Source organism: Clostridium sp. KLE 1755, from assembly GCF_000466465.2.
Taxonomy (GTDB): Bacteria; Bacillota; Clostridia; order Lachnospirales; family Lachnospiraceae; genus Eisenbergiella; species Eisenbergiella porci.
In genome coordinates this window covers 65,046-82,303 of record NZ_KE992715.1, presented here as the reverse complement: position 1 = coordinate 82,303, position 17,258 = coordinate 65,046, and the positions used below count along the sequence as shown (strand labels likewise).

The window sequence follows — 17,258 nt, the reverse complement described above, 5'->3', positions numbered from 1 at the left end:
TAATAAGGCGAGTTACTTACGAATAAAAGAAAATATTGTATTCTTTGTAAATATAATTAGGATATGTATGTTTTGCTGAAAATTATTAAAAATAAAAAGTGTATTAAGATTTAAAAAGGCTTTACCAACAATAAGCTGAATTCATTATAAAACATATATTAAAGACAATAAGATTAATAGTTTCAATTTTGAATACAGTCATATTAAAGTGAAAATTGTAATTATCAGAAAATAAAACAATATTTTTATATAATTGCGACAAATAACTTTTAAAATTAAATTAACATATACAAATTTGTTATTCTGTCTGTTATCCCAGGTTGGAGTGGAAAGTACAATGAAGCAAAAGCTAATAAGTGTGATTGTTCCGGTTTATAATGCAGAGAACTATCTTGAACGCTGTCTTAACAGTATAGTTAATCAAACATACAGTAATCTTGAGATTATTCTTGTGGACGATGGTTCCAGAGATGGAGGACCTCAAATATGTGATTCTTATGCGGCTGGAGACAAAAGAATCCGTGTAATTCACAAACAAAACGGCGGCCTGATGTCGGCCTGGATGGCAGGGGTTAATGTGTCTGCCGGGGATTATCTGAGCTTTATTGACAGTGATGACTGGGTAGAAACCAATATGATGGAGGAGATGCTTAAGGAGGCAGCGGGCATTCCGGGAGAAGTTATCTGTGGAAACTTCGTGATCGAGAAAGACGGACATTCAACCAGCCATTTTCATGAGCTATCGCCGGGTATATATGAAGGTGCTCTGCTGGAGAATTCAATTAAAAGAAATTTATTGGGAAATGAGCGGCGTACCATATCAATGTCACGGTGCATGAAGCTTTTTCCCCGGGAATTGATTGTGGATAATATGATTTACTGCAATCCCGGCATTAAAATGGGAGAGGATGTAAACATTGTTCTTCCGGCGTTATTGGACAGCAGGAGGGTGGTAATATTAAAGGAAGCGCTGCATTACCACTATTTTTATAACGATGCTTCTATGGTACACAAATATGATGCGGGAATGTACGATGGAATATGCCTTCTGATAGACGCGATTAAAGAAATATTCAGCTCTAAGAGTATTACAGATTGGCAAGAACAATGGGAGAAGGAAAGCCTGTTCCTTCTTATGCTGGCTGTTAAAAATGAACTGCGCGGCGGCAAAAAGGGCTTCACAGACAGAACGAAAAAAATTTGTAAAGCTGAACATGTGAAAACAATAGCTGATAAGTATAAAATTCGTCCGGAGGATAATGTAAATAAACTTCTTATCTGGGTAATGAGAAGGCCCTCTGTTTTCCGTTGTGGAGCAGGAAAGATTATCTTTGAATTGTATGACAGGATTAATGGATAACAGAAAATGTGCGAATATACTGACGCTAATAATAATTGCCCGAAAAGCGGGAATATTTTTGAAATTTTGTATGAGATTGTATATTTTCAGAACTATATTATGATATCTTGAAAGTTGTGCTACAAAATATAATTGTTTTTTGAAATAGTATTATTAGTCAGAAATAAATGTATATTGTTGGAAAATTGTGGATTAATAACAGAAATCATATAACTTACAAATAATAGAATAGTAAAAATATTAAAATGCGAAAATTGTTAGTATATTTGCAAACAGTCAGAATATTCTGAACATATATGCTTTTATATACTATTTTGTGCAGGAAGGATTGAATGAAGTAGATGATAGTAATACGAGTTATGGGCGGTTTGGGAAACCAGATGCAGCAGTATGCTTTATATGAAAAGTTTAAGGCTTTAGGAAAGGAAACACGGCTTGATACATCATGGTTTGACAATGCTTCTATGCAGGAAAATGTATTAGCCAGACGCAGCCTGGAGCTGAGGTTTTTTGATAATCTCACTTATGAAGCCTGCACTCCCCAGGAGAGAGAGGCTCTTTTGGGAAAAGAAGGGTTTTTTAATAAATTGGAACGAAAACTGTTTCCTTCCAAAAACAAGCATTTTTATGAAAGTGAAATGTTTCATCCGGAAATTTTTAAGTTAGACAATGTATATTTGGAGGGACATTGGGCCTGCGAAAAATATTATCATGATATTATGCCGCTCCTTCAGAGTAAAATAATATTTCCTAAAACCGATAATATTCAGAATAATATGTTAAAAAATAAAATGAATTCAGAAAATTCAGTCAGTATTCATATCCGACGCGGAGATTATCTGGACCCTGAAAATGCAGCCATGTTTGGAGGAATCTGTACAGACAGTTATTACAAGTCGGCGGAGGGATATATACGTAACAGAGTAACGAATCCTCATTTTTATTTATTTTCCGATGATCCGGCCTATCTGCGCGAACATTATAAGGGGGAGGAATATACCGTTGTTGATTGGAATCACGGCGCTGACAGCTTTTATGACATGGAATTAATGAGTTGCTGCAAGCATAATGTCTGTGCCAACAGCACCTTCAGCTTCTGGGGGGCAAGGCTTAACAGGACAGAGAAAAAAATTGTAATACGACCGGCAAAGCATAAAAACAGCCAGCAGGCTGAGCCGGAACGAATGCATGAATTGTGGGAAAATTGGGTTATAATTGATGAAGAAGGCAGAATTGTCTGAAAACTTAGTTGAAAAATGGCAAACTGTCATAACAATATACTTTTTTTATTATCTCGTATGATTGGGACGTATGATATCTGCAAGTATATTAATCGTAATCTGAATATTTCCTATGGTTGGAATTACTAGGGTAATATGTTATATTATAGAAAAAGGAAAAATGTGCATATTAAGAGGGAGAGGAAATTAGCTCGTTTGGGTGGAATAATCTGTCATAATATGATAAAATACTAAAACTACTGAAAAAGAAAGAAGCAGTGAATGGGACGAGTAAAATATGCAGCCAGAAATATTATGTTTGGCTACGTCAGTAATATAATTACACTGCTGTTAAATGCAATCCTGCGTTATGTGTTTATAATGCGCCTGGACGAAACACTTCTTGGAATTAACAGCACATATACTAATATTTTGTCCGTGCTTTCGTTGGCTGAATTAGGGGTCGGCACTGCAATTAATTTCAGTCTCTATGCCCCGGTTGCGAAAGGTGACAGGGAAAAGGTTAAGGCTTACATGCAGTTTTACAAAAAGGCATATCGCATGATTGCTTTTATTGTAGCAGCGGTAGGTCTGATTTTGGTACCGTTTTTGAAGTATATTATTAAGGATCCTGTTGGGATAGACAGTACCCAGGATTTGATAAATTTCTATTTAATATTTCTTTTTAATACGGTAAGTTCCTATTTTGTAGCGTATAAATACAGCCTGCCCAATGCTGAACAGAAGAATTATATTCAGTCGAATGTTATAACTATCACTAAAATTGTGACTACATTGGTTCAGACAATAGTGATTCTTGCCACCTCAAGTTTTTATGGCTACTTAATCTCCGCTTCCGTTATAGAGCTGGCACAGAAAATATTTGCAAATATTTACCTTAATTATAAGTATCCATATTTAAAAGAGAAAAATGTGGAAAAACTTACTAAAGAAGAAACCTCTGATATTAAAAGAAAAACAGGGGCGCTTGTCTGTCATAAGGTCGGGGATGTGGCCAGACTTCAGACAGACTCCATTATAATATCAGGGTTTATCAACGTTGCCATGTCGGGTATGGTTGATAACTATAATATGGTGATATCCTCTGTATCCAACTTTGTTAATATTATTTTTAATTCTGTAATATCCAGCTTTGGCAACCTGATTGCCACGGAGTCCAGGGAAAAACAATACAACATGTTTTGTATTTACCGTTTTTTTGCTTCCTGGATATACGGTTTTTCTGCTGTGGGTTTTTATATACTGTTGACTCCTTTAATAAAACTGTGGCTTGGAGATAAATGGATTTTACCTGGGGCTGTTATTGCAGCGATTTTGATTGACTACTACTTTAAGGGCGAACGGGTAGTATTATCTAATTATAAAACTGCTGCAGGTGTCTTTGAGCAGGATAAATACCTTCCATTAGTACAGGGAGCGGTGAATCTTGTTATTTCCGTAGTGCTGGTAATTAAAATCGGACTGATAGGGGTTTATATCGGGACAATTGTATCCGGCCTGTTGGCCAATATAATCCGGCCTGTTATTATATACAGAGTCTGTTTTGAAAGAAAAGCGACAAGTTATTTTTATGATACGGTCAGATATGCAGCGGTCATTATACTGGCGGCCGCATGCTGCGTGCTGTGCAGCAATATATTTATGAAAGAGGTAACGATTGCCTCTTTTGCCGTAATGATAGTTATTATTACTCTGGTTTTCAATGGGATTTTCTTGATTTTTTTTGGAGGAACCGCAGAGTTCAGGTACTTATTTGCAATTTTCAGAGATAAGGCATATGCTGTGGTAAACAGGCTTCATCGCTGATAATATCATCTTTAGGTTAAGGGTAAAATGAATGACAACAGAATTGAACTACAGCAGTATATTGGGAACAAAAATTAATATAACTGATATGGAAAAGACAGTCAGTTATATAGAACAGCATTTGGATGAACTTAAGGGACACTATATATGTGTCTCTAATGTGCATACTACGGTTACGGCTTATCGGGATGGTGAATACAGAGAGGTACAAAACAACGCGGCAATGAATATTCCGGATGGCAAGCCGTTATCCATTGTACAGCGCCATACCGGGTTTAAAGAAGCTGGCAGGGTTCCCGGGCCGGATTTAATGCCTGAAATATTCAGATTGTCCGAGAAAAAGGGGTACAGGCATTATTTTTACGGAAGCCGGCAGGAAACGTTGGATGCCTTAAAGGTAAAGCTTGCAGAAGAATATCCCAAAATGAATGTCGTCGGCATGTATTCACCTCCGTTCCGTCCTATGACGGAAGAAGAGGATGAGGAAGCAATCCGTAATATAAATGAATGCAATCCTGATTTTATTTGGATAGGTCTTGGAGCTCCCAAGCAGGAAAAGTGGATGGCAGCGCATGACGGCAGAGTATGCGGTGTTATGCTTGGTGTTGGCGCCGGCTTTGATTTTCATGCTGGTACTATCAAAAGAGCACCATTGTGGATGCAGGAATTCTGTATGGAGTGGCTGTTTCGTATTGGGCAGGATCCTAAGAGGCTTTTTCCAAGATATCTGGATACTAATTTTTCCTTCGTTTTTTATCTATTCAGAGAATGGCTGAAAGGAAAAAACGGGATTGACAGGAAACATTATGTATCTAGGCCAATATCTGCATGCGACAAAGAGATTCCGCGTGGGAAAAAGGGCAGGCCTCTGCGGGTTGCAATGATTGGCCATAAAAGAATACCTTCCAGAGAAGGCGGAGTGGAAATTGTGGTTGACGAATTATCGACCAGGATGGTAAAACTGGGGTGTGAGGTGGATGCCTACAACCGGTTTGGTTATCATGTTTCCGGTAAGGAATTTGACGAAAAGAGAGAAAGATATTATAATGGTGTGAGGATTTTTACGATTCCCACGCCAAGCAGCAGTTCATTGAATGCAATAGTCTATTCTTTTCTGGCAACAATCCGTTCATTGTTCGGACGCTATGATATCATCCATTTTCATGCAGAAGGGCCTTGCACAATGATTTGGATTCCCAAATTATTTGGTATGCGAGTTGTGGCAACCATACACGGACTGGACTGGCAGAGATCTAAATGGGGTAATTTTGCATCGAAGGTATTGCGATTCGGAGAAAAAATGGCGGCAAAGCATGCGGACGAACTGATTGTTTTGTCTGAGAACATGAAAGATTATTTCCAGAAAGAATACGGACGGGAAACCAGCTATATTCCTAATGGTATTATATGCCCGGAACATAAAGAGATAAACTGCATTAAAGAGAAATACGGACTGGAGAAAGATGAATATATTCTGTTCCTTGCAAGAATTGTTCCAGAAAAGGGGCTGCATTATCTGATAGATGCATTTAAAGATATTGCGACCGACAAAAAGCTGGTAATTGCCGGTGGAAGCAGTCATTCTCATGATTATATGGATCAGATAACAACGATGTCACAGGAGGACTCCCGCATTGTAATGACTGGATTCGTACAGGGAGAAATATTGGAAGAATTGTATTCCAATTCATATATCTTCGTATTGCCAAGCGATGTAGAAGGAATGGCAGTCAGTCTTTTGGAAGCTATGAGCTATGGAAATTGCTGCCTGGTTAGTGATATTGATGAGAATATGGAAGTTGTCCAGGATAAAGCATGCTCCTTCCAAAAAGGAAATGTAGAAGATCTTAAACAAAAATTGGAAGAACTTCTTACAAGACCGGATATTGTGGAAAAGTATAGAAAAGAGAGCGCAGACTATATCTGCGGCCGTTTTAACTGGGATGATGTGGTGGACAGAACAATCTGTCTATACATGCAGAAAGAAAAAGGAAAGTAAGACAGGTATAGATAAATGGAACAGAAGAACGCCGTATATAATATGGGGTCCGAACGCGGGACAGGTTTCAGGCCAGAAGAAATATTCTATTATTTATTCTTTGCTATAATGTTGTTTGCCAAAGGAATTGGCCTGTATGAAGGGATGAAATCCTTTAGACTGTGTATTATTGCCGCTTTTTTCTGTTTTGTGGTAAAAGTGTGCCTGACTGAGCATACTGTAGGTGAACTAGTGCAGATGCTCGTTCTGATGGCTTTTGGAGTACTGGCTTACCGTAATTCCGGAGAAATGGCTGCTTTTATCTATGTGCTGGTGGTTGCAGGCATGAAACATGTTCCTGTAAAAAGGGTTTTTAAAGTAGGTGCAGCAGTATGGACGGTGGCATTTTTTTCCACTATTGTATTGGCTTTGTTAAAGCAGATACCGGATCTCGCGCTTGTCCATTCCAAATTAGGTTTAGGACATATTATCAGATGGAGCCTTGGGTATCCACATCCCAATGTGCTCCATATTTCTTATGTTATCCTTCTGGCTTTCTTTTTTTATCTCGCAAACCTGAACAGGAAACAGTTGATAATTGCAACAGCATTATTATATGGGGGCAACTTCTATATTTTTCTGTATTCTGTAAGCTATACCGGGTTGATTCTTACTACGGTTTATCTGCTTGCCAACCTGTATTTTAATTTGCGGAAGGAGTTTACCAGAGGAGAGAAAGTATTAATTCAGTGCATTTATCCGGTATGTGCTTTGCTTTCTGTATTGGGACCGGTACTCATTAAAGGAAAGCTGTTTGATATATTTAACAAGATGATGAATACCAGGTGGAATCTTTCCCGATATTTTTTGACGGAACAGCGGATTTCTCTTTTTGGGACAAGGTTTACGGATTTGCCGGATAAGGATTATAATATAGATTGTTCTTATGTTTATATTTTAATGTATTATGGCATTATTTTATTCGCAATTATTTCGATAGGATATTTTGTGACAATAAGAAGAGAAGTAAAGCTCATGCGTAGAAAAGAGCTGGCAATTATGACGGGTTTTCTGGTGGCAGGTATGTCAGAGCCTTTTATGGCAAATTTGTCATTTAAAAATTTGACACTGATTTTTATAGGAGAGTGTTATTATGTTATTTTGAAGGAATTGCAGGAGAAAAAGCCGGATATCTGGTGGAATAAAAAATTATGTCTGCTTCCCTGGGCCGAGAATTATGTAACAGTGCCTTTAAAAGGGATAGGAAAGATAAAAGATAAATTTTCAGGAGTTGTAAAAAAAGGATGGAGATTGAGCCTGATTACGGGCCTGATTTTTGGGCTTGGTGTAGGGGTGTTTTATTATAAAACTGCAGATGTACCGGATGCGATATATGCAGATTCGGGAATCAGTGATTATTGGGGCGGAGAAAAAGTAAAACTGGACAGAAACAATTTACCTGCTGATTTTCAGGGAGAAATTATAGGGACCGCAGATGGTAATACAGATTTGTATGTTTTAAAGGGAAATATTATTTGGCTGGAGCTTATAAGAGGAACTGTTACGGTGGGTATTGCAGGCGTTATAGCCGGCTGGTGTGTGACAATTATACTTTGTGGCATATATTTTGGTTTGATGGATAAAAAGAGAGTAAGAAAATGAAGGTATTGATAGTAAATAAATTTTTATATCCTAATGGGGGATCGGAAACCTATATTTTTAAGCTGGGTGAGATTCTCGAAAAAAAAGGGCATGAAGTACAATATTTTGGGATGGAGCATGAGGGCCGTATTGTTGGAAATGAAGCGGAGAGTTATACATCAGATATGGATTTCCACACAGGCCGGATAAAAAAGCTATTGTATCCTTTTCAAATTATTTATTCGGTGGAGGCCAGAAAAAAGATACGAAATGTGCTTAACCGTTTTACACCTGATGTGGTACATCTCAACAATTTTAATTTTCAGCTTACGCCCTCAATTATTTATGAAATAAGAGCTTTTGAAAAAAAGACGGCCAGAAAGATTAAAATTATATATACGGCACATGACAGCCAGTTTGTGTGTCCAAATCATCTGATGAGAAATCCGCTGACAGGGGATATATGTACGAAGTGTATTGACAATGGAGTTAGTAATTGCATAAAAAACCGATGTCTTCATGGTTCGAGGGCTAAAAGCTTGTTAGCTGCATTTGAGCATGCGTTATATCATATTCTTAATACCTATGAAGAAATAGATTGTGTAATCTGCCCCAGCGAGTTCCTGAAGAAGAAACTGGAAACCTATAAGGCTATTCGAAATAAATTGATAGTTATGCATAATTTTGTGGACAGACCGTCTATAAAGACAGAATCTGTCATAAAGAAAGATTATGTTATATATTTCGGCCGTTACTCAGAAGAAAAAGGCATTCAGACTTTGCTGAAGGTATGCCGGAGAATGCCGGAAATTCCCTTTGTTTTTGTAGGCAGTGGTCCGATGGAAGAAGAGATTAATAAGGTAGAAAATATTACAAATAAAGGATTTTTGTCAGGGGAAAAGCTTCAGCAAATTATAGGGGAGGCAAGATTCTCAGTGATACCTTCGGAGTGTTATGAAAACTGTCCATTTTCAGTAATGGAATCTCAGATTTACGGAACTCCTGTATTGGGAGCGAATTTAGGTGGGATACCAGAACTCATATCAGATGGGGAAACCGGAGAACTATTTACAAGTAAAAATGAGCAGGAATTGTATGCAAAAATATATGAACTGTGGCATAATAAAGAAAAAACAGACAGATATATAGAAAATTGCAGGAATGTCACATTTGATACTGCAGAGAAGTATTGCGAGAAAATTTTAAAAATTTATGGAGATAAATAAGATGGCAAGAAGAACATTATATGGAACGGTAATCGTGACCTATCGCTGTAATGCCCATTGTAATATGTGTGATTGTTTCAGGGATCCGACAAGGCCAGAGGATGAAATAACGCTTGATGTAATAAAAAAACTGCCGGAAATGGCTTTTACAAATATTACAGGCGGTGAACCATTTATCAGGAAGGATATTCCCGAAATAGTAAGGGAACTTTATAAAAAGTCGGACAGAATCGTGATTTCAACAAATGGGTATTTTACGGATCGTATCATAGCCTTATGCAAAGAATTTCCCAAGGTGGGAATTAGAATCAGCATAGAAGGACTTCAGGAGACCAATGATAAAATAAGAGGAATTCCGGACGGATTCAACAGAGGGTATGGTACATTAAAGAAACTTGTAGAAATGGGACATCCGGATGTTGGGTTTGGCATGACAGTTCAGGATATGAACTGCGAAGATCTGGTTCCTTTATATGAAAAGGCAGACGAATTGGGAATGGAATTTGCTACGGCTACGCTTCATAATTCATTTTATTTTAGAAAAACTGATAATAAAATAGATGATAAATACAAAGTATCACAAAATTTTGAAAAACTGATTAATAAACTGCTGAAAAGCAATTCTCCTAAAAAATGGTTCAGGGCTTATTTTAATCACGGACTCATTAATTATATTTATGGAAATAAGAGATTGCTTCCATGTGATATGTCTAAAAATGCATTTTTTATTGATCCTTTTTGCGATGTTATTCCCTGTAACGGTATGGAAAAAAAGGCTGTTATGGGAAATTTAAAAGAACAGTCGTGGGATGAGCTGTGGAACTCACAGCAGGCAGAAAAAGTGAGGGATTGCGCCAGAAACTGTACAAGAAATTGTTGGATGATTGGAAGTGCCTCGCCGGCTATGCATAAATATATTTGGGTGCCTGGCTGGTGGGTAGTTAAGCACAAGATTTTTAAAGGCGGAAAATACAGCTTGAGTGAGAACAAATTTATTAAAGAGGCAAAAAAGGATAAGTAAATGAAAATTCTGATGCTGGTTAACTGGAAGGTGGAATATACCTCTGAAGCTCCTGAAGACAGGCAGCCTCCGGATTATGTTGTTAACGGAGAGAGGTACTGGTTTTTCAGGTATTTTCCTGAAGATGTTACCGTAGATGTCGTAGATATCCGTTCCTTTCCGGCATGGGAAGGGATTGAACAGAATAAACTCAGGTTTTACATTTGGCAGACACTGAGGATATTGCCTAGATTAAGACGATATGATGTGGTACTTTCACATGGAATGCAGAGTGGAATTGTTCTGTGCCTTTTACGGAAGCTCTTTGGTAAAGGAAAATATAAACATATTGTATTTGATATCGGGGCTTTTAACAGTGCGAAGGAAAGCGGCAAGGCGCTGCGGGTCATGCAGTTTGCAAGTAAATCATTAGATGGTGTTATTTATCATACAAAATGTCAGAATGAATATTACCGGAAGTGTCATCCCTGGCTGTTAGAAAAAAGCAGATATATTCCATTTGGAACCGATACGGATTTTTTCAGATATCAGGAACAGGAAAATGGCGGGCTGCAGAAATATATTATCTGCATTGGCTATAATAAAAGAGATTGGAATACATTAATAGAGGCCTATAAGCTGATTCAGACAGATGTCAAGCTTTATATGATAGGTAATGCAGATATAGAGTGTACGGATCCCAGAATAAAAGTGTTTGCAAAAGTAAATATAATCAAACTTATCCGTTTGATTTCAGGCAGTTTATTTGGGATTCTTCCTCTGAAAAGTTTTAATTATTCCTATGGACAGATGACGCTTCAGCAGCAGATGGCATTAGGGAAAGCGGTTATTGTTGCTGATGTACCCAGTATCAGGGAATACGTAAGAGATGGAAGCGATGCGCTGCTCTATGAACCGGAAAATGTTATGGCGCTGAAGAAAAGCATTGAAAGCCTGCTGGAACATCCGGAGAGAGCAGAACAGATAGGAAAGACGGCAGCCTGTACGATTTATGAAGTATTTAATGAGAAAAATATGGCTGTGGGGATTTATAATTTTATCATGGATATTTGTGAAAATAAGAAATTGTAGGAATTTATTATTTTTTGGATTATACTACTATATGGCATGATAATGGGAGCTATAATGGAGACAAGAATAAGTGTTATTGTACCGGTATATAATGTGGAAAAATACCTGAAAAGGTGTGTTAAATCGCTGACAGATCAGACGTTGAGGGAAATTCAGATTATTTTAGTTGATGATGGCTCCTCAGATGGAAGCGGAGAGCTTTGTAGGCAATTTGCGGAAAAGGACAGCAGAATAAAGGTCATAAGCAAAAAAAATGAGGGGCAGGGATTGGCAAGAAATTCCGGCCTTTCATGTGTTTCAGGCAAATATGTTACTTTTGTGGATTCGGATGACTATATTGATACGGATACGTTTGAAGTTTTATGGAATACCATGGAAAGCAGTAGAGCTGATTTGTGCTGTTACAGCTATGTGAAGCATGATACAGAAGGAAAGATTGTTTACAAGGCTAAAGTAGATGAAAGATTATATGAAAATAATGCGGTATATACATCCTTTTTGCTTCATTATTTCGGAGATGATCCCCTGTTAGATGATTTAAGAGGTGTTTCTGCCTGTATGTCAATGTTCAGGACTGAAATTATTAATAACAATAAGATTCGATTTCTGTCAGAACGCAAGGTATTTAGTGAGGATACGCTTTTTTGCTTGGATTATTGTAAATATATTAAAAAAGTGGTTACACTTTCGCATCCTTTTTACCATTATTGTCTGAAGGCTGATTCATTTACAAAAGGCTATCAGGAAAAGCGTCTTGAATTGACAATTGATTTCTGCAATACACTTAGCCGGTATGCCTGTGACTATAAGGTTGAAGAACTTGTTAGTGAAAGAATAAATATGGTTTTGTGGATTACCCTAATGGATTGTGTTAAGCAGGAAATTCTGCGGAGCAGGGAAACTGGAGTGCGGAAAACATATCGGATGATAAAGGAAATATGTAACCATTCATATGTGAAGGAAGTAATTCGCAATATGAATACAGATGGCTTCCATATGAAACAGAAGCTTTTTTGGTTTGCGATCAGGCGCCGATTGATTCCTATGGTTATGATATTGGGAATTCTTCGGGTAAAACAGGGAATATGAAGGTAATAGTATATGGGTATAAAAACTATTCTGAGAAAAATTAAGGGGATGGGATTGACGACTGCTTTCCTGAAGTTAATTGGTTATGATGCAGTATTTACTTGTGCTGTTCGACAGAGAGCAAGTAAGGAGGATATTCCTGAAATGAAAAGTCCGTTCCATGTTTTCGGACAATCAAAAGAATTCTGGTATGCGGATCCTCTTCTTTACTCTTTCAGAGAAAAGGAATGCATATTTATGGAGGCTTTTGACAGAAAGGCTGGGCTTGGGAGAATTGCATTTTCTGAAAGAAAGGAAAATGAGTGGACAACTCCTAAAATAATTATTAAAGAAAATTTTCATTTATCATACCCTATGATATTTCAATATAAGCAGGAACTTTACATGATGCCCGAAACTTCCACAGCGGAGAAAGTAGTATTATACCGTTGTATTAAATTCCCGGGGGAATGGGAAAAACAACAGACATTTTTAGATGGCAGAAAAATAGTTGATATAGTTGTAAAAGAAATAAAAGAAAATGAGATTCAATTTTTAGGCTCGGAATGCAGCAAGGATAATGATCTTATGACAAAGTTCTGCCGCTTTTCCCTGAAGCATAAAGAGGGTATGTTTGTGGCCAGTGAAGAGACGGAATTTAACCGTGTGCAACAATATACTTGGTTTTCACGGTGCGCAGGGTATCCTTATTCGGATTTGCTTCCGTTGCAAAGAAGCCGTGAGGGTATTTATGGTTATTCCATCATTATGTCTGATCGCAATGAAGTAATGGAAAGCGGAAATGTAATTATGAAAGCTGAAATAACTCCTGAGGATATACAGCTTTCAGGTAAAAAGCCAGGAAAGATTATTGGAATCCATACATACACCAGAACACTTGGATATGAGGTGATTGATGTGGAATATATGGAATATAATCCCTCAAAGTGGAGGGACAGGCTGAATAAAATAAATAGAAAAGGATGATTTCCGCCATGCCCTTGATAAGTATAATTATGTCAGTATATAACGAAGAGATATATTTGAAAGAAGCGCTGCAAAGCATTTTCAATCAGACAATTGAGGATTATGAACTAATTATTGTTGATGATTGTTCCACAGATAGAACGGTAGAAATTATAAAAAGCTTTAACGATCCCAGAATTAAATTAATTATTAATGAGACAAATATGGGATTGACTAAGAATTTGAATAAAGCTTTGAAACTGTGTCGAGGCGAATTTATAGCCAGGATGGATGGAGATGATATTTGCATGCCTGATCGGCTGCGTAAGCAGGTGGAATATATGAGGCTGCATCCTGAATATATGCTGACAGGGTGTCAGACAAGGACGTTTGGTGAGCAAAATATGACATGGTGTCTGAAAGATAATCCTGAAAAATTGAGGATAATGATGTTAATCAGGCCGGTACTTGCACATCCTACATTTATGATGAGAAAAGAACTTATATTTAACAAGAATTTTTGTTATGATGAAAGCTTTCGTTCCGCACAGGATTATGACCTTGCACAGCGGGTAAGTGAATTTTATCCTATAGGAATTGTGCAGGAAGTACTTTTAAATTATCGCACACATAAAAAACAGGTATCCAGCAAATCGGGAAGTACACAATTTGCAAATGCTGATCGTATACGTGAAAGGCAGTTGGAACGGTTAGGAGTAGTACTGGATGAAAATATGCGTAAAGTATATACTTTGTGGGTAAAAGAAGATAAGAATATCGAAGCAGAAACCTTTTGCAGGGCCCAGGAACTGATTCATGTATTTTGCAAAGCCAACGATAAAAAGAATATTTATAGTAAAGAGTTAATGGAAAAAACTTTGAAAGAAATGTTGTTTACTTGGTTTTTAAGAAATAAATCAATGAAGACTATGCTTAAGCTGCCGGCCATCTGTGATTCCATCAGTGATTTGCCAATTTTAGCGAAACAGACTGCAGAAATTATGAAAAGAAAAATGCACGAAAATAAATAGGGAGAAACTCATGCGGGAAGAAAGTTTGTCTGTAAGAAGAAAAATATATCGTAAAATTTGTGCATTGGGAGAAAGGTTTTTACCGGATAAATTATATTTAGAGATGCTTTATCAGGTGAGAATGGGAGAGAAACTCGATCTGAAAAACCCGAACAATTTTGATGAAAAGCTGCAATGGCTGAAGCTCTATGACAGAAAACCGGAATATACAATAATGGCTGATAAATATGAAGTCAGAAAATACGTAGAAGAAAAACTGGGAGAGAGCTATCTTATTCCATTACTGGGGGTATGGGACAGCGTTGATGATATCGATTTCTCTATGCTTCCGGAACAATATGTGTTAAAATGTACGCATGATTCAGGAAGTGTCCTTATCTGCAAAGAGAAGAACACCTTTGATATTCAGTCAGCAAAGCAAAAATTAGAGAAAACATTAAGGACTAATTACTTTTATCCAAGCAGAGAATGGCCATATAAGAATATACATCCAAGGATAATAGCTGAAAAATATATGACGGATGAATCCCATGTGGAATTGAAAGATTATAAAATATATACATTTGGCGGCGAGCCATATCTCATTCAGGTTGATTTTGGCAGATTTGTCGAGCATAAACGAAATTTATATACAACAGACTGGCAGTACATTGATGAAGAAATAGAATATCCTAAAGACCCATCGGTGCAAATTGAAAAGCCGGAGAGCCTTGGTGAGATGCTGGAGTGCTCGCGAAAGCTCGCTGAAGGAACCGCCAGCCTGAGAACCGATTTTTACTCTATTAATGACAGAATATATTTTGGAGAAATAACATTTTATCAGGAAGCTGGATTTGCCCATTTTTCTTCGGAGGAATTTTCAAGGAAATTAGGGAAGATGATTGTGTTGCCTCAATCAAAATTATAGAAGTTATTTGTGCAGAGACAAAAGGATATTGTTTATGATAATTATTGAAATAAGCGGCGGTCTTGGAAACCAGATGTTCCAATATGCTTTGGGGCAGAAATTTATTTCCATGGGAAAAGAAGTAAAATATGATCTTTCATTTTATAATGATAGAGTGCAGACTTTAAGGCAATTTGAGCTGGATATATTTGACCTTGATTGTCCTGTGGCATCTAATAGTGAATTGAGCCGTTTTGGGAAAGGAAATTCTCTAAAAAGCAGATTAAAACAGAAATTAGGCTGGGATAAAGAAAAGATATATGAGGAGAATTTAGATTTAGGATATCAGCCTAGGATATTTGAATTGGATGATATTTATTTGTCGGGGTATTGGCAATCGGAATTATATTTTAAGGATATTAGGGAACAGATTCTAAGGTTGTATACTTTTCCAATACAATTAGATTACATGAATGGTGTTTTTTTGCGTAAAATTGAAAACAGTAATTCTGTTAGTATTCATATTAGGAGAGGTGACTATTTAAATGAGAATAATTTGAAAATTTATGGTAATATTTGCACGTTGAATTATTATAACAAAGCATTGCAAATTATAGCTAAAAAAATTACGAATCCAATAATTTTTGTTTTTACAAATGACATCGAATGGGTAAGGAAAGAATTGGAGATACCTAACATGGTAATCGTAGATTGCAATTCGGGTAAATTAAGTTATTGGGATATGTATCTTATGAGTAAATGTAAGGCTAATATAGTTGCAAATAGTTCTTTTAGTTGGTGGGGCGCTTGGTTAAATAAAAACGAAAATAGAATAATAATATCACCTAAACGATGGTTAAATAACCATGAGCAGACTTCTACTCTTTGTGATAATTGGATTAGATGTGGAGATGATTAAAAGATGGATAAGATTGTGACTAAAATAAAAAGTAAAAAATTACATTATGTACTGAAAGCATTAAAACATTTTGGCGATGAAGAGTATATGGATTTTTTTTTGGAAAGAGAAACGAATCCCTTATTGTTGGAATTTAGTAGAAACGGTGGAAGAAACTTTAATAAGCCATTTTATATTATTCATGAAAATGGAGATGGCTGGGGATTTTTTGCAGAATTTAGGGCGTTGCTGGCAAAATTGGTATTTGCCGAAAGGTTTGGTATGATGCCATATGTCATCTGGGGCTCTAATTTTTTATATAAAGAGCAAGAGGGATTGAATGGTATAGACAATGCATATGAATATTATTTTAATCAACCATTTGGCTATTCTTTAGAAGATGTGAATAATGCAGAACTTGTTACCCATTCAAAATCAATGCAAGCGGTAATGATTGAACGTGAATATAAGCGAGATGTTTACGATATCTCTAATGAATATTTAACCGTGCTCTCGTTTGTTTATAGAAAGTATATCAGTTTAAATGAAGTCATTGAAAATCAGATATATAAACAAATTAATAGTAAGTTTAATGGAGAAAAAGTGTTGGGGGTTCACTTTAGAGGCACTGATTTTAAAGTGGGTTATAATAATCATCCGGTGGCAGTCCAAATAGAACAAACTATTAATGCAATTAAACATGTTATAAAAGAAAGAAATTTTACAAAAATATTTATAGCAACAGATGAAGAAGCGGCATTAGAAAGTTTAAAGAGAGAGTTTGGTAGCATTTTAATCTATTATGAAGATGTATATAGGGGAAATTCCAGTAAATCAATAGCTTTTAGCAATGCGGATAGAGAAAACCATCATTACCGTCTGGGTTATGAAGTGATTAGAGATATGTTGACTCTATCTTACTGTGATGGTCTGGTAGCTGGATTATCTCAGGTAGTAGTTTGCGCGAGAATTGTGAAGGCTAGCAGAAAAGAATCTTATGAAATTTTGAACATTATAAATAATGGAATTAATCATACAAAATTATTTTTTTAACAGAAGAGGGTA

At 36.7% G+C, this 17,258-nt stretch carries 14 protein-coding genes; all 14 read left to right on the top strand.

Translation table 11 applies throughout. The features are described 5' to 3' along the window. Positions 1–337 precede the first annotated feature (337 nt). On the top strand, positions 338–1,360 hold the full coding sequence (locus tag HMPREF1548_RS14230; protein ID WP_021636936.1) for a glycosyltransferase family 2 protein: 1,023 nt from the start codon (positions 338–340) through the stop codon (positions 1,358–1,360). A gap of 341 nt (positions 1,361–1,701) precedes the next feature. Beyond that, on the top strand, positions 1,702–2,601 hold the full coding sequence (locus HMPREF1548_RS14225; protein WP_021636935.1) for an alpha-1,2-fucosyltransferase: 900 nt from the start codon (positions 1,702–1,704) through the stop codon (positions 2,599–2,601). Positions 2,602–2,862: 261 nt separating this feature from the next. Then, positions 2,863–4,407, top strand: a complete 1,545-nt coding sequence (locus HMPREF1548_RS14220; RefSeq protein ID WP_021636934.1) for a lipopolysaccharide biosynthesis protein — start codon at positions 2,863–2,865, stop codon at positions 4,405–4,407. 31 nt (positions 4,408–4,438) lie between these two features. Then, positions 4,439–6,406 (top strand): WecB/TagA/CpsF family glycosyltransferase, encoded by a 1,968-nt coding sequence (locus HMPREF1548_RS30900; RefSeq protein WP_021636933.1) that lies wholly within the window; start codon positions 4,439–4,441, stop codon positions 6,404–6,406. A gap of 891 nt (positions 6,407–7,297) precedes the next feature. Beyond that, on the top strand, positions 7,298–8,047 hold the full coding sequence (locus tag HMPREF1548_RS29520; protein WP_147331845.1) for a hypothetical protein: 750 nt from the start codon (positions 7,298–7,300) through the stop codon (positions 8,045–8,047). Then, complete coding sequence (locus HMPREF1548_RS14205; protein WP_021636931.1) at positions 8,044–9,252, top strand: glycosyltransferase family 4 protein; 1,209 nt, start codon at positions 8,044–8,046, stop codon at positions 9,250–9,252. The genes HMPREF1548_RS29520 and HMPREF1548_RS14205 overlap by 4 nt, the downstream gene beginning before the upstream one ends. Before the next feature lies 1 nt (position 9,253). Continuing rightward, on the top strand, positions 9,254–10,273 hold the full coding sequence (locus HMPREF1548_RS14200) for a radical SAM protein (RefSeq protein ID WP_035322200.1): 1,020 nt from the start codon (positions 9,254–9,256) through the stop codon (positions 10,271–10,273). After that, on the top strand, positions 10,274–11,344 hold the full coding sequence (locus tag HMPREF1548_RS14195) for a glycosyltransferase family 4 protein (protein ID WP_021636929.1): 1,071 nt from the start codon (positions 10,274–10,276) through the stop codon (positions 11,342–11,344). A gap of 54 nt (positions 11,345–11,398) precedes the next feature. Then, complete coding sequence (locus tag HMPREF1548_RS14190; protein WP_051358399.1) at positions 11,399–12,433, top strand: glycosyltransferase family 2 protein; 1,035 nt, start codon at positions 11,399–11,401, stop codon at positions 12,431–12,433. Positions 12,434–12,445: 12 nt separating this feature from the next. Then, entirely contained in the window at positions 12,446–13,399 is a 954-nt protein-coding gene (locus HMPREF1548_RS14185) for a glucosamine inositolphosphorylceramide transferase family protein (protein WP_021636927.1), read from the top strand. After that, a complete protein-coding gene (locus tag HMPREF1548_RS14180) occupies positions 13,396–14,409 on the top strand; it encodes a glycosyltransferase family 2 protein (RefSeq protein WP_021636926.1) in 1,014 nt (337 codons plus the stop codon). Before HMPREF1548_RS14185 ends, HMPREF1548_RS14180 begins: the two co-directional genes overlap by 4 nt. 10 nt (positions 14,410–14,419) lie before the next feature. Beyond that, a complete protein-coding gene (locus HMPREF1548_RS14175) occupies positions 14,420–15,316 on the top strand; it encodes an ATP-grasp fold amidoligase family protein (RefSeq protein WP_021636925.1) in 897 nt (298 codons plus the stop codon). 34 nt (positions 15,317–15,350) lie between these two features. After that, positions 15,351–16,214: an alpha-1,2-fucosyltransferase gene (locus HMPREF1548_RS14170; protein WP_021636924.1), complete on the top strand. Its 864-nt coding sequence runs from the start codon at positions 15,351–15,353 to the stop codon at positions 16,212–16,214. A 3-nt stretch (positions 16,215–16,217) separates the two neighbouring features. Next, positions 16,218–17,246, top strand: a complete 1,029-nt coding sequence (locus HMPREF1548_RS14165) for an O-fucosyltransferase family protein (RefSeq protein WP_021636923.1) — start codon at positions 16,218–16,220, stop codon at positions 17,244–17,246. Positions 17,247–17,258 lie beyond the last annotated feature (12 nt).